Genomic DNA, 13754 nt, shown 5'->3' with positions numbered 1-13754 from the left:
AAGGAAAATGCGGGAAGAGAGACTGGTCATGATTGCAGATTGCGCAACAGCGTGCCTGCCGGGGGGAAAAGCGGCAGAGCGGCGCAGAAGGATTATCTGCGCGGCACGCAAACTTTTCAGACAACACGGCTTTCATGCCACTGGCGTTGCCCAGATCGCCAAGGAATCGGCGGTTGCCATAGGCCAGATCTACCGCGATTTCGAATCCAAGGAAGCGATCATCGCGGCAATCGCAGGCGAAGACTGCCTCGCATTTCTGACGGAGGGCGATATCGTGCGCGGCGTTGCCGATCGGGACGAGGCGGCCGTGTGGCAGTGGTTGCGCGACTTTCTCGATGGCGATCCAGACGGCGCCAATCTCCTGATCGTCGATATCGTGGCCGAAGCCGCGCGCAATCCGACAGTGGCCGGCATTTTCGACCAATGTTATCAAAGAGTCCGCGCCGGGCTGCTGTGCGCCGTCGAAGTGCTTCTGCCCGGCGATGCGCTGGACGATCAGCGCGACACCATCGCCGACATGATCCTGATGCTGTCGCTGGGCTTGCTTCAGCATGACGTGATTCGCGGGCCGACCGAAGCGCGGCGGCTTGCCGATGTGGCCTTTGCGTCTCTCAGGGCGCAGATCCTCGCCATGCGCGACCGGCAGGCCGACGATGGGCCGGCAACCCAGGCCCGATGCCCGGGCAGCAGCGGCCGGGACCCGGGCACCGTTGCCGGAACGATCGCCGGCACCATCGCCAAATCCGGGGGCTGACCGGCGCTGCGGGTTTTCCGGTTATGCTGTAAAACATTGCTAAAAGCATATTTACCATCTCCCATCGGGCCTGCGCCTTGCTATGGAGGCGGGGAACCGACCCGATTTCAGGGCGAAAAGGGCTGATGTGCGCATAGCGATCCTGGAAGACGACGTGGCTTTGGCGGGGCTGGTGGAAATGACCCTGGCCGAAGCGGGGCACAGCTGCGAAGTGTTCGGGGACGGACAACTGCTGACGCGTGCGCTCCACCGGGTGACTTACGATCTGCTGATCCTGGACTGGACCGTGCCCGGCATGAGCGGTCTTGCCGTTCTCGAATGGATGCGGGGCAATCTGGACGTGCCACCGCCCTCGCTGATGCTGACCAGCCGTTCGGCCGAGGAAGACATCGTGACCGGCCTGTCTGCCGGTGCGGACGATTACGTGATCAAGCCGATCGCGCCAGCCGTGCTCAAGGCGCGGGTCAACGCCCTGGTCCGCCGCGCCTATCCGGCCGCCATCCCGGTTGTCGAGCAGTTCGGCCCCTACAGGTTCGATACGCGCGCCGATACCGTGGAACTGCACGGGCAGCCGGTGGCCCTTACCGCAAAGGAATTTGCGCTGGCGCTCCTGCTGTTTCGCAACATGCACCGCGCGCTGTCCCGGGCCTATATTTTCGAGGCGCTATGGGGCCGCAATCCCGATCTGCCCACCCGTACGCTCGACGCGCACATTTCCAACATTCGCACCAAGCTGAACCTGCGGCCGGACAACGGCTTCAAGCTGGCGCCGATCTATGCCTATGGATACCGTCTTGAAGCGCTTGCGAACTGAAGCCTTGCGCCCGGTTCTGGGCTTGGGCTTGGGCTTGGGCTTGAGACTGGCCCTGGCGCTGTTCGCAGCGCCCGTTCTTGCCGCGCCTCCGGCTGCGAGGCCGGCCCGGCCGCCCGCCCCGACGATGGCGGCGTCCGAGGACATGATCCGCTATCGGGTGCGGCCGGGTGATACCCTGTTCCGTCTGGCCAGTGACTATCTCGTCCGCACCGAAGCCTATCGCACGGTCCAGCAACTCAACCAAGTGGCCGATCCGATGCGCCTGCCGATCGGCAAGACACTGCTGATCCCGCGTGTCCTGCTCAGGCGCGAGGCCATACGCGGCACGGTATCGAGCTGGCGCGGCACCGTTCGCATCGATGGCCGCCCGGCGGAAGAGGGCATGCCGATCGGCGAGGGCATGCTGCTGGAAACCGGGCCAAAATCGTTTCTTGCCATCACCCTGCCGGATCAGACCAGCATCGCCCTGCCATCGCAGTCTGCCGTGCGGATCCAGCGTCTGCGCAAAGTCGTTCTCGATCGCCATATCGAAAGGCTATTTGCGATCGAGCAAGGCCGGGCGAGCGCGACCGTCACGCCGATGACCGACCCGACAAGCACGTTCCAATTCGCCACGCCCGGTGCGGTCACTTCGGTGCGCGGCACTCATTTCCGGATGCGTTACGACGCTGCAAGCCGGCGCGCGACCAGCGAGGTTCTGGAAGGCAAGGTCACGTTCGATCCGGCCGGGCGGCCCATGCAGCAGCTTCCGGCCGGGTATGGTTCCGCCAGCGATCTCGATGCGCCGATCGCTCTGCTCGCACCTCCGCCATGGATCGACGCGGGTGCCCCGCAAACCGGACCCGGCTTGCGCTTCGCCTGGCAGGCACTCGCCGGCGCGCAGACCTATCACGTTCAGATCGCGGGTGATGCGCAGTTTCTCAAAGTGCTGGATGAAACCACCGTGGCAGAACGCGCTGCCCGATTGGTCGCCGTGCCCGATGGCCACTATTTCGTGCGGGTCACCGCGATCGACGGGCATGGCCTGGAAGGCAGGCCCGCGGTCGCCGAATTCGATCGTCGGCGCGAAAACGGCCTGCGTCTGTGGGTGGACGAGACCTGGAACGGCCCGGTGCGACAATATCTGTTCCATTGGGAGCCGGCCCACGAAAGCCGGGCAACGTTCCGGTTCCAGCTGGCGCGGGCGGGGCAGGAGGACCGGCCGATGATCGACCGGCCCGATCTTTCCGGTCACATGCTTGTTGGCCTTGCCCTGCCGGCCGGCCGTTATCGCTGGCGGGTGCTGATGAACGAGATTGTCGATGACCGGACGATCGCCCGGTGGAGCGATTACCACGACGTGCGGATCGAGGCATCCTGGTGAGCCTTGCCCACCAGCGCAACCTGCGCGCTCAATGGTGGCTGATCCTGGTGGCGATCAGCGCTGTGGTCGTGGTGCTCACGCTCGATCGCACCATGCTGCGGCTCGACCATGCGGTTTACGATCATTTGCTCGATCTGAGCGCACCGGCGCCGGCGCAATCGGTCCTGCTGGTGAGAATCGATGACGAAAGCCTGGCCCGCCTGGGGCGCTGGCCCTGGAACCGGGCGACTCATGCCGCTCTGATCGATGCGCTAAAGGCCGGCCGGCCCCGGGTCATTGCCTATGACGTGCTGTTTACCGAGCCCGGCGATGCCCGAACCGATGCCCGTCTGGGCCAGGCGATCGCTGCGGCGCGGCCGATCTTTCTGCCGATGATTCCGCCCATGCGCGGGGATGGCGGCTTCGTAACGGCGCCGGTTTTTCCGATCGGCCCGGTGCGCAGGGCGGCCAGCGGAATCGGCCATGCCGGGATCGATCCCGATACCGATGGCGTGGTCCGTTCGGCCAGCGTGGCAGCTGCGGACGGGCGCGCGCGCCACCTGATGGCGCTGGCGGCGCAGGCGGCCGCTGGCCCGGCGCCGGGGCCTTTGCCGGTGGGGCCGCGGCTTGTGCCGTTCACCGCAGGCAGCGGCCCCTGGCAAGAAGTGTCGGCCGCATCGGTTCTCGCCGGGCATCTGCCGCGGGCGCTGCTGCGCGATCGCGTGGTGCTGGTGGGGGCGACGGCAACGGGGCTGGGCAGCCGCTACTCGACGCCCGCTGGGCGCGTCATGTCGGGGCTGGAAATCAACGCGCACCTGCTGCAGGGGCTGATGAGCCGGGCCATGATCCGGCCGGGCGGCCAGCCGGCCACGCTGGCGCTCGGCCTGGTTCCGCTGTGGCTGGCGATGCTTGCTCTGGGGCCGTTCCGCCGCTGGCCCGCGCTGGTGGTGGTGGCTTTGTGCGCCGGCGCGGTGCTGCTCGTCACCGCGCTCTGCCTCACCGTGCTGCGGCTGTGGCTGGCCCCTGGCGCGGCGCTCGCCGGCCTTGCCATGGTCTATCCGCTGTGGGGCTGGCGGCAACTGGCGGTGATCGAACAGTTCATGCGCGCGCAGTTGCAACGCCTGAACGACGAACCCTCTATCGTGCCGCGGCTCGTGCATTCGGCGCGGGCCAGGCAGGGCGTTGCCGGAACGCTCGCCCTGTTGCACGCGGCCATTGCCCGTAACCGCGAGATGCGCCATTTCGTGGCCGATCGGCTCGACCAGTTGCCCGATGCCATGTTCGTGGCCGATTTACAGGGCTGCATCGTGCTGGCCAACGCGGCGGCGCACCGGCTGTTTGCCGGGTTCGGACTGGATATCGCGCCCGGCGTCACGCAGGCGCAAGACTTGCTGATGGCTCTGAGCATGGCCGACAGCGGCAATCCACCGCCCTTTCCACCGCCCGTCGACACGCCCGCGACGTACGAAGTGCAGCGCGACCAGACACAATTCTATCTCGTCGGTATCGCCCCGCAAACGCAGGCCGATGGCTGGCGGGCGGGCTGGATCGTCCGTTTTGTGGATATCAGCGAGGCAAAGGCCGCACAGCGCCAGCGCGAAGACGTTGTGCAACTGCTGACGCACGACATGCGTTCGCCGCAAGCCTCGATCCTGGCGATTCTGGAAATGGCGGCGCCCGACCGCATCCATCCGGTCGAGGCAGACGCCATTCGCCATTATGCCGAACGCACGCTGCGCCTTGCGGATGGTTTCGTGCAGCTTGCCCGGGCCGAAAATCTGGAATTCGCGCGCGACGAGCTGGACCTTGGTGATATGTTGATCGACGCGGTTGACGATCTCTGGCCGCAATCCCGGGCCAAGGCGATCGAGATCGGGATCGTGCGCGAGGGGCAGGGGCCGATGCTCGTGCTGGGCGAACGCTCGCTCCTGACCCGCGCGCTTGTCAACGTGATCGACAATGCCATCAAATACAGCCCCAACGGGACGACCATAACCTGCACGCTCGCGCATGAACGGCGCGCCGGGGGCGGCGCATGGGGCCTTTGCGCGATTGCCGATCAGGGCTGTGGCATGGACGAAGACTTGCGGAGCCGGATATTCGAACGGTTTGCCCGCGGCCCGGTAGGGCTGGGATCGGACTCCAGCGGCGCGGGCCTCGGGCTAAGCTTCGTCCGCACGGTGATGATGCGCCATCAGGGGACGATCGCCTGCCAAACCGCACCAGGCCGCGGGACCACGTTTACCCTGGCGCTTCCGCTTAAGGCCTGAGCATACCTGCGTCACATCATGCGATGCAGCACCAGCCAGCCGATCGTAATCACGCCAGCCCACAGCAAGCCGTTGATTGTCATGATATAAGCCATTTTGCGACCACGGTCTTCTGCAACGGAACGATTCGCCCCGTCCCGCAAACACGCCCCTTCGATATTTGTATTCACCGCCCTTGTCCGCACCGCCAATACCCCGAGACCATCCCCCTCCGGTATCGCACATCGGCGCGCGACTTGCTTGTAAAATATGGTTAATTATTTTTTAAAGTCGATGATTTGCATCCGTTACGGTCAGGTTTTCCGCAAGGTGTGCGCTCAGGCTGGAACCTGGCGTGGTCTGCATCCTGCCGCCCTCAACGGCCATGAACACGCCTTCGTTCTGCGCCCGGCGCAGCAGGCCGCGCGCTCTGCGATCCGCTCGATCGAAACCACGATCATGATGCGGGAAGCTGTTCTGAAATGACCGCGCAAGGGGTGGGCGCGCAAGGGCGTCGCCCGCCCCGGCTTTGCGCCAGGAGCCGGAACCAGACGGCCCGCGCGGCGTAGTGGACCGGGCAGCCGCCCGCACTCCTGCCGTCTTTCCGGAGCCGCCGATGCGCCCGTTTGCCTGCCCCAGTTGCCGGCGTCTCAATCATTTCGAAGTGCGGGTCTGCCCCGATTGCGGAGCCACGCTGGGCTATGACCCGGCGATGGATCGCTTCCGCTATCTGGCGGACGAAGGCACGACGTGGAAAGACCGAACCGATAGCGCCGCGGATCTGGTCGTCTGCGCCAACAACAACGCTTTCGGGATCTGCAACTGGCTGACCACGCGCGATGCGCCGGACGGCATGTGCCGTGCCTGCCGCCACAACCGCACGATTCCCGGCCTTGCCGATCCGGCGGTACCGCCGCTCTGGGCCAGGATCGAAGAAGCCAAGCGCCGGCTGTTCCACACCCTGATCCGCCTCGGATTGCCTCTGGAGACCAAGGACCGGGAAAGAGAGGGCGTCCAAGGACTGGCCTTCGATTTCCTCTATGATCCGGCCGCCATGCGCGGCGGGGAAAAGAAGATCGTCACCGGCCATGACGAAGGCCTGATCACGCTTGACGTGGCCGAGGCCGACGATGCCCATCGCGAACGGATCCGGCTCGACATGGGAGAGCCTTATCGCACTTTGCTGGGGCATTTCCGCCACGAGGTCGGGCATCATTTCTGGTCTCGTCTGGTGGCGATCGATCCCGGCCGCCTGGACCGTTTTCGCGGGGTTTTCGGTGATGAGCGGGCCGATTATGCCGCCGCGCTGGCGGCCCACTATGCCGGAGGGGCGCAGCCCTGGACCGAGGATTTCGTCAGCGCCTATGCCACGAGCCATCCGTGGGAGGATTTTGCCGAAACCTTTGCCCACTATCTGCATATCGTCGACGTGCTGGCCACCGCGCGCGGTTTCGATCTTTCGCTGACGGCCTTCGGCGGCGAAAAAGGCGATGGCCAGGTGGCGGTCGATTTCGATCCCTATCGTGCCGATGCAGCCGCACTGGCGGCGGAAATGGCGCCGGTGTCCTTTGCGATGAACGCGGTCAACCGGGCGATGGGGCAGGCCGATCTCTATCCGTTCCACCTGTCCCCGGCCATTATCGGCAAACTGGCTTTCATTCAGGAAACCGTTGTGTCCAGCCGCACAGGCTGACCGGGGCGCCGGTCAACACTTCGAGGGCGTCATCTGCGGCGCAGGGTTGGCAACGCCGTCGCTCGAAGTGCTGCCGCCGGTGAGGTCACGGTCGTCACGCACGTACATGGCGGCATCCTTGCGGATCACCATCGGCGAAAAGATCGTGCCGAAAAATATCGGCCGATAGCGATAGGCCACTTCGGCAAACATGATGGCGTTGGGCTTTTCCACGGTCACCACGCTGCCGGTCTGGCCCATGCCCGGAAAGGCCGTGCCCGTGGCGCCGGTTCCCTGCACGCCGTAGCGCGAAACATAGGTCTTGCTTCCCCAGCAGCGCTGCCAATGGATCCATTGGCCGCCCGCCGAATTTACTTCCAGGCTGGAAAGGATGATACGGCCGTTCTTCGCGAAATCGAGATCGCGAGCGGTCAAGTCGGCGCCGGTAAAGACCTGGTTGACATCAAATTCGCGAAACAGCGCTGCGCCGCCCACGACCGATTGCTTCGCGCGCGAGGCATTGTCGGCCACCGAGATCGCCAACTGGTTGAGCCGCACGTGCAGGATCGCTAGGTTGACCATCTCCATGGAGCCGAGCGCAATCACCATCAGGAAAGGCAGGCTCACGCCGAGTTCCACGACGGTGACCGCGCTGCTGTCGCGGCAAAGACGGCCCAGCGGAAATTGGAGCAAAAGGCGCTTTAGCATATCTTTGCCACCGCGCGCATCGTCTGCGTGGCAAAAGGCTGGTTGCGCATGATCGTGTTCGCGCTCGCTGCCATGCTGGAAGGCAGGCCGAGCATGGAGGTAAGTCCGAACATCGGCCGATAAGTGACTGTCACGGTATAGAGGACGACGTCATTGGCGCCGCCCAGCCCGGTTGCGCCCATGTCGGCGTCCCAGATGCCGTTGCCATTGGCATCGTTGAAGCATTCGCCCAAGTCGTACTGCCCGTTCTTGTTGGTATCGGTAAAGTCTTCGGGCTGGCCGATATTGGTAAAGTCAGTGTAGTTCTTGCGGCTGAATCCAACTTTTGCCCAGGGGATCACGTGATGGATGCGTTTGGTGACCTGGGCATCGATGGTGCTCGATGTCGTTTGCGCGCTTTGCATCGAAGACGCTCGGCCCGCGGCATTGACGGTACCGGTCAGCACTGCCTGAAGGTAGAACGCCAGCCCCAGTTCGATCAGCACGACCATGATTAGCAGCAGCAAAGGCGCTGACAGGGCGAATTCCAGGGCGGTCACCCCTCGGGTGTCATGCCGCAGACTGCGCGCCCACAAGGAAAGCTTTTGCCGCATCACTTGTTCAACCGCAGATCGGCCACCTGGCCGGCGATATACTGGAACGTCTTGGTCAGTCCCGAGGTGTCCGCTGCATAGAACGCCTTGTCGGTCGTGCTGGCACAGGCCAGCATCTGCGGGGTCAACGACTGGCCGAAGCCAATCAGCCAGACGGTATAGCCCATGTTCTTGGCCAGCGTGCAGGCCGCGACGAAGCGGTTGTTGTGATAATTGATAAGGGTGTTCAGGTTCGAGGATTTGGGGGCTTCGCGTCCGTCATACTGGGGAACGCCCCACGCCGAGTATGCATCGGGCAAGGTATACATGTCGCCGTCGGTCATAAAGATGATGTGACGGCTGACCGAAGGCAGGCCTCCCGCATTGACGTTGCTGGCAAAAATCCCGTTGGGGTTGCCCAGGCGCGCGCCCCAGATCATGCCGATGTCATGAAAGGTATTGCCGTTGGCCTGCAGGCTGCTGATGTAGGTATCAAGCCAACTGGGTACTGTGTTGGGTTGAGTCGTGTCCACGGTGCTGAACAATCGCATTGGCTGGGGGCAGTAGTTCTCTTCGCCTGATCCTGCCGATGTCGTCGTCCAAGGCAGGGTATTGTTACCGATGTTGAACCTGAGTGCCGAAAGATAAGGTTTCCACTGCGTGGCATCGTTGCTGGGATCGGGGGCGGTGGTCACGTCCATATCGCGCGCGCCGGAAGGAATTGGCGACATCGACAATTGGCTCACCGTGGCGCGCTCTTCCAGGCAACCGGCCCAGGTCACGTTGCTGGTGGTCAGATTTCCGGCCGTGCCTGCGGCCGACATCGACGCCAGTTGTCGGGCATTATAATATGGCGCCGCGCTGGGGGGCTGGGCCGTCACATACGTGGCCGTGGTCTGGTTGAGCAAATTGGACAGCGTGATGCCCGTGGCCAGTGGCACCGGACTCAGGCTCTTGAACGCGGAAACGTCGATTGCACTGTTCATGAAAATATAGTTAGTAGCGAGATAGCGCGTCTGAGGTCCGGTTACGGTTACCGTTTTATTACGCACGCAAGTGCCCAGGGAGGAGCTGCCATTACCAGATGTTTTGCTCCATGATTTGAAGGAGTATGTAGTGATGGTCAGATTGGGCGATATACCAATCTGGACAGGATTTGAGGCTGAGGTTGGATACTGGTTGTTGCCATAACTGTTGCAGTTCGATTGTGTAATGTTAGAGCTGTATGTTTCGGTAGTGGCCGAAGACTGTATCGGGATGCTGGCGATTGTCGGCGTCGTGCTGAACTGCACCATCCTGGCAAGATATGGCGCACTATCGGCGAAATAGTTCGATGGCATCGCGCCCGATGTCAGCAGATCGCTGGCATTGACCGTTACCGAATACGGCACGAAGCCAAAGCGGATGCGGGTACGGTCCTTGTCGGTCACGGCTGTTGCCACCGTGGTATAGAACGCCCGGATTGCGCTGCGCAGACCCGCAATCTTGGAACCCGTTCCGCTCGTGCAGTTTGACCCGTCCGGCGCGCAGGCCATGGATGCGGTTGTATCCAGCACGAACATCACGTCGGCATTGGCCATCTGCAATTCGGCGCTGCACTGCACCGTGATAGGGATGCTGGTATAGCCGAGCAGTTTCATGATCGTGGTCGGCATCGTCGTCGTGGCCGTGCCGTTGACATGGCCGGTGGCGTCGGTCGTACTGGTGAGCACCCCCTGGCTGGCGTTGGTGGTGCCTTCCTTGAAATTGAAATCAAACATCTTCTTGGCTTTGGCCTGCTCAAGCGTGCCATATTGGCCCGACGCTGCCATGGCCTTGCGCCCGGCGAGTACGCCGGCGTCGCAAGCGTTCTGCAGGCTGGTTTTCGTAAGGTAAGCGCGCCCGATATCGGTCCCCAGGCCCGCCAGGGTGATCACCATGAAAGCGGTAAGCGTGACGATGGCCAGGGCGTTCCCGGCCCGGTCGGTCGCCAGGCGGCGCAGAACGCCGGGGTGGCGGCGTGGCCGGCCACTGGCCCGGTGATCGCGCCTGCCATTGCCCACATCGTGCCCCCAACGTTGACGCAACCACCTGAAACGCATAGCGAAATCCAAGCCTTCCCGCTGCCTTGGCGCACCGGACGCCACGCCTCGGGCCGATCATGCATCGGCAAGTGCTGCCGACCGGTTAACGACAGCGGAAGTTTTGGAAGGGATTATCATGCGGGAACAGGCGGTCGGGCGGCGAGCCGGGGTTCCGGTGGTTAACGGCGCCAAGCCCCGACAGTCGCGGCGTTGCCGGCACCGTCTTGCCCGGGCGCGTGCTTATCTGCCCGATCGTACCGGGTCGCCCTTGCAATCCCCGGTCAAATATGATTCTTGACAATATGAAACGACGCCGGCCCAATCTCAAAATGCCTCGTAACAGCGTGACGGAATCGCTGGCGCTCGTTGCGTTGCTGCTGATGGGTGCCTGGGCGGTTGCCGGGCCTAGCGGCCTTCTGGCGTGGAGCGAAAACGCCCATATGCTGGAAGCGCGACAGAAAGAGGTGGCGCGCCTGACGGCGGAGCGTGACCGGTTGCAGAACCGTGTCGATCTGCTCGATCCACGCCATGCCGATCCCGATCTGGTGGGCGAACTGCTGCGGTCCGATCTCAACGTTGCCCATCCTGACGAGATGGTCATTCCCCGCCAGGGAGCCATGCCCGCTCAATAATGCGCCCACCCAATACGCAGGCGCCAGGAACCGGCCGGCATGGCTTGCGTTGCGCGGGTATGAACGCATCAGACGGGCCAGGCGCACCCCCTTCGAGCATGCCGCGCCCGTCGGCCGAATGCGCCATCGAGAGCGGTGGCGAGAACGAAGCCAGCGTGGAACCGGGTGTCTGGTGCTATGCGCGGGCCACGCGTGCGCACGCTGTGGTGGATGCTGCCGATTACTTTGCCCTGATGCGCGATGCGATGCTGGCCGCGCGCCAGCGCATCCATCTGATCGGCTGGGATTTCGATACGCGCATCCTCATCGGCGACGGGCGGCGCTGGTGGAACCTGCCGCGCAAGCGCGTCGCCCCGGCGCGGCTGGGGGCTTTCGTGGTCTGGCTTGCCAATCGCCGCAGGAACCTCGACGTGCTGGTGCTGAAATGGAATTTCGGCGCTTTGAAATCCTTGCTGCGCGGTTCGATGGTGTTGGACCTGATCCGCTGGTGGCGCCATCCTCGCATCGGCTTCAAGCTGGACTCGGCTCATCCGCTGGGATGCAGCCACCATCAGAAGATCGCCGTCATCGATGATCAGTTTGCCGTGTGTGGCGGGATCGACATGGCTGGCGACCGATGGGACACGCGCGCTCATCTCGATCTCGATCCGCGCCGGCGCCGGCCGGGGGGGCAGCCCTACGGCCCGTGGCACGATTGCACTATGCTGCTCGAAGGGCCGGTGGCCGGCGCGCTGGGCGAACTGGCGCGGATGCGCTGGCACCAGGCGGGCGGGCGGGCGCTCGAACCTTGCCGGCCACAATCCGAAAGCGTCTGGCCCAACGGCATCGTCGCGCAATTCACCGACGTGGAAGTGGGCATCGCCCGCACCCGTGCCGCCTATGGCGGCATGGCCGAAGTGCGCGAGATCGAAACGCTGTTCTGCCGGCAGATCGCCGCATCACGCCATTTCATCTATGCCGAAAACCAGTACTTCGCGTCACGCCGGGTGGCAGAGGCGCTGGTCGAGCGGCTGGAGCGGCCCGATCCGCCGGAAATCATGCTGGTCATGCCGCAGGCTTCGGACGGCTGGCTTGAGCAGACGGCGATGGACCCGGCCCGGGTGCACCTGTTCGAAGCAGTGAAAAGCCACGATCTGCAAGGGCGTTTTTCGATCTGGCATCCCTTCACCCGGGGCGGCACGCCGATCTATGTCCATGCCAAGCTGATGATCGTGGACGACATGGTGCTGCGGATCGGTTCGGCCAACATGAACAACCGCTCGATGGGGCTCGACAGCGAATGCGATGTGTTCATCGATGCCGGGCGCCCCGGCAATGCCCATGCCGTGCCGGCAATCCGGGCGTTGCGCCATTCCCTGCTGGCAGAGCATTGCGGACTGTCGATGGAGCGGGTAGCGGCTGCTCTGGCCGGCGTTGGCGGCATGACCGCGCTTGCGGCCGAGTCGGCCAAGGGAGGGGGGCGGCACTTGCGGCCTTTTTCTCCCCGCGCGTTGACCGAGGCGGAACTGGCCTTGGCCAATTCCGAGGCGCTCGATCCCGAGCGGCCCGAAGAAATGCTTGCGTTCTATCGGCGCGGGCGGCTGTGGCGACGCGGCTGGGGCAAGCTGGCACGGTTCAGGTCCCGGCGTCACCGCGCGGCAAAGGATTGAGGGACGGGGTGATATGACCAATCTGCCTGGCTGCGGCCAAGATGATGATGCTGACGACGATAATGCCCGGGGCAAGGCGCCGGTGCCACCGCACGTGCAACAGGCGATCCGTACCTTGATCGAATGGGCCGGCGACGATCCCACGCGCGAAGGGCTTGTCGATACGCCCAAGCGCGTGGCGCGGGCCTGGCTGGAATATTGCCAGGGTTATGCCGAGGAGCCTTCGATCCACCTGACGCGCACGTTCGCCGAAGTTGGTGGCTATGACGAGATCGTCGTGCTGAAGGACATCCCGTTCCAGTCTCACTGCGAACATCATATGGCGCCGATCACCGGCAAGGCCTCGATCGCCTATCTGCCGCAGAACCGCGTCGTCGGCATTTCCAAGCTGGCGCGCGTGCTGCATGGCTATGCCCGCCGGCTACAAATCCAGGAACGCCTGACGGCAGAGGTTGCCCAGTGCATCTGGGACCATCTCCATCCCCAGGGCGTGGCCGTGGTGATCGAGGCGCAGCACGGCTGCATGACGGGGCGTGGCGTGCGCACACCCGGCGTCGGCATGGTGACCAGCCGGTTGCTGGGCTGCTTCCTGGCGGATTCGCGCAGCCGCAAGGAAGTGATGAGCCTGATGGGCTATTGATAAGGCCCAAGGACAGCGCCGGCCTTCGCACAAAAGGCCGGCGCATTCCCAAGTCTAGAAAATCAAAGCTTCTCGAGCAGGTATTCAGCGGCGCTGACTTTGAAATCGCCCGGCGCTTCCACGAACAGCTGCTCCACCTTGCCGTCGTTGATCAGGGCGGAAAAGCGCTGGCCGCGCAGGCCCATGCCATAGCCGGTGCCGTCCATGGTAAGGCCAAGCGCCTTGACAAGATCGCCATTGCCGTCTGCCAGCATCGTCACGTCGGACGAACCGTTGGCTTCCCCCCAGGCTTTCATCACGAATGCATCGTTGACGGCGGTGCAGGCGATTTCGTCGATACCCTTGGCCTTGAGTTCGGCCGCCTTTTCCACGTAACCCGGCAGATGCTTGGCCGAACAGGTGGGAGTGAATGCCCCGGGAACCGAGAACAGCGCCACGCGCTTGCCTTTGAAATAATCGGCCGATTGCACCGCCTCGGGGCCATCTTTCGTCGCCTTGACCAGCTTCACATCGGGCACGGTTTCGCCAACGGTGATCGTCATCCCCAAATTCCTTTCCATGGTCGCGCGCGCCACAAGGGCGTGGCGGCGTGCCGGATATAGGTGCCGGGCCGAACCGCGCAACCGCCCGGGGCGGCAGGGCGTGGCGAAATTCGCCTG

The 13754-nt window shown here is 63.7% G+C and carries 14 protein-coding genes; 9 read left to right on the top strand and 5 right to left on the bottom strand.

Features of this window, described 5'->3' with window-relative positions; all coding sequences use genetic code 11:
* Positions 1-28 precede the first annotated feature (28 nt).
* The 4 genes from AC3EDY_RS02065 to AC3EDY_RS02050 all read left to right on the top strand — a co-directional run bounded on the left by AC3EDY_RS02065 (position 29) and on the right by AC3EDY_RS02050 (position 5180).
* Entirely contained in the window at positions 29-754 is a 726-nt protein-coding gene (locus tag AC3EDY_RS02065) for a TetR/AcrR family transcriptional regulator (RefSeq protein WP_488570775.1), read from the top strand.
* A 127-nt stretch (positions 755-881) separates the two neighbouring features.
* Positions 882-1568 carry a response regulator transcription factor gene (locus AC3EDY_RS02060; protein ID WP_488570774.1) on the top strand — a complete coding sequence of 229 codons (687 nt, stop codon included), beginning with the start codon at positions 882-884 and terminating at the stop codon, positions 1566-1568.
* A 142-nt stretch (positions 1569-1710) separates the two neighbouring features.
* The gene (locus AC3EDY_RS02055; protein ID WP_488570773.1) at positions 1711-2931 is read left to right on the top strand and encodes a FecR family protein; all 1221 of its coding nucleotides are present in this window, start codon (positions 1711-1713) and stop codon (positions 2929-2931) included.
* Positions 2928-5180 carry a CHASE2 domain-containing protein gene (locus AC3EDY_RS02050; RefSeq protein WP_488570772.1) on the top strand — a complete coding sequence of 751 codons (2253 nt, stop codon included), beginning with the start codon at positions 2928-2930 and terminating at the stop codon, positions 5178-5180. The genes AC3EDY_RS02055 and AC3EDY_RS02050 overlap by 4 nt, the downstream gene beginning before the upstream one ends.
* Before the next feature lie 11 nt (positions 5181-5191).
* Here AC3EDY_RS02050 and AC3EDY_RS02045 read toward each other — a convergent pair whose 3' ends face one another.
* Entirely contained in the window at positions 5192-5350 is a 159-nt protein-coding gene (locus AC3EDY_RS02045; RefSeq protein WP_488570771.1) for a hypothetical protein, read from the bottom strand.
* A gap of 79 nt (positions 5351-5429) precedes the next feature.
* Here AC3EDY_RS02045 and AC3EDY_RS02040 point away from each other — a divergent pair, with 79 nt between their 5' ends.
* Positions 5430-5645, top strand: a complete 216-nt coding sequence (locus AC3EDY_RS02040) for a hypothetical protein (RefSeq protein ID WP_488570770.1) — start codon at positions 5430-5432, stop codon at positions 5643-5645.
* Between the two features lie 130 nt (positions 5646-5775).
* Positions 5776-6852 (top strand): zinc-binding metallopeptidase family protein, encoded by a 1077-nt coding sequence (locus tag AC3EDY_RS02035; RefSeq protein WP_488570769.1) that lies wholly within the window; start codon positions 5776-5778, stop codon positions 6850-6852.
* A gap of 12 nt (positions 6853-6864) precedes the next feature.
* Here AC3EDY_RS02035 and AC3EDY_RS02030 read toward each other — a convergent pair whose 3' ends face one another.
* From AC3EDY_RS02030 to AC3EDY_RS02020, 3 genes are read right to left on the bottom strand one after another with little or no spacing between them, the layout of a single operon-like run.
* Positions 6865-7539: a TadE/TadG family type IV pilus assembly protein gene (locus AC3EDY_RS02030; RefSeq protein WP_488570768.1), complete on the bottom strand. Its 675-nt coding sequence runs from the start codon at positions 7537-7539 to the stop codon at positions 6865-6867.
* Positions 7533-8078, bottom strand: coding sequence for a TadE/TadG family type IV pilus assembly protein (locus AC3EDY_RS02025; RefSeq protein ID WP_488570767.1), 546 nt, complete (start codon positions 8076-8078; stop codon positions 7533-7535). The genes AC3EDY_RS02030 and AC3EDY_RS02025 overlap by 7 nt, the downstream gene beginning before the upstream one ends.
* Before the next feature lie 53 nt (positions 8079-8131).
* On the bottom strand, positions 8132-10192 hold the full coding sequence (locus AC3EDY_RS02020) for a TadE/TadG family type IV pilus assembly protein (RefSeq protein WP_488570766.1): 2061 nt from the start codon (positions 10190-10192) through the stop codon (positions 8132-8134).
* A gap of 311 nt (positions 10193-10503) precedes the next feature.
* Between AC3EDY_RS02020 and AC3EDY_RS02015 the strand changes: the two genes are divergently transcribed.
* The 3 genes from AC3EDY_RS02015 (at position 10504) to folE (ending at position 13095) form a co-directional block, all read left to right on the top strand.
* Positions 10504-10806 (top strand): FtsB family cell division protein, encoded by a 303-nt coding sequence (locus AC3EDY_RS02015; RefSeq protein ID WP_488570765.1) that lies wholly within the window; start codon positions 10504-10506, stop codon positions 10804-10806.
* A 98-nt stretch (positions 10807-10904) separates the two neighbouring features.
* Positions 10905-12455 (top strand): phospholipase D-like domain-containing protein, encoded by a 1551-nt coding sequence (locus AC3EDY_RS02010; RefSeq protein ID WP_488570764.1) that lies wholly within the window; start codon positions 10905-10907, stop codon positions 12453-12455.
* Between the two features lie 13 nt (positions 12456-12468).
* Complete coding sequence (gene folE / locus AC3EDY_RS02005) at positions 12469-13095, top strand: GTP cyclohydrolase I FolE (protein WP_488570763.1); 627 nt, start codon at positions 12469-12471, stop codon at positions 13093-13095.
* A gap of 62 nt (positions 13096-13157) precedes the next feature.
* Here folE and AC3EDY_RS02000 read toward each other — a convergent pair whose 3' ends face one another.
* Positions 13158-13637 carry a redoxin family protein gene (locus AC3EDY_RS02000; RefSeq protein WP_488570762.1) on the bottom strand — a complete coding sequence of 160 codons (480 nt, stop codon included), beginning with the start codon at positions 13635-13637 and terminating at the stop codon, positions 13158-13160.
* Between the last annotated feature and the right edge of the window lie 117 nt (positions 13638-13754).

Source organism: Novosphingobium sp. DS6-6, from assembly GCF_057784975.1.
Note: the sequence above shows the minus strand (reverse complement) of the source record. Positions and strands in the feature narration are given on the sequence as shown.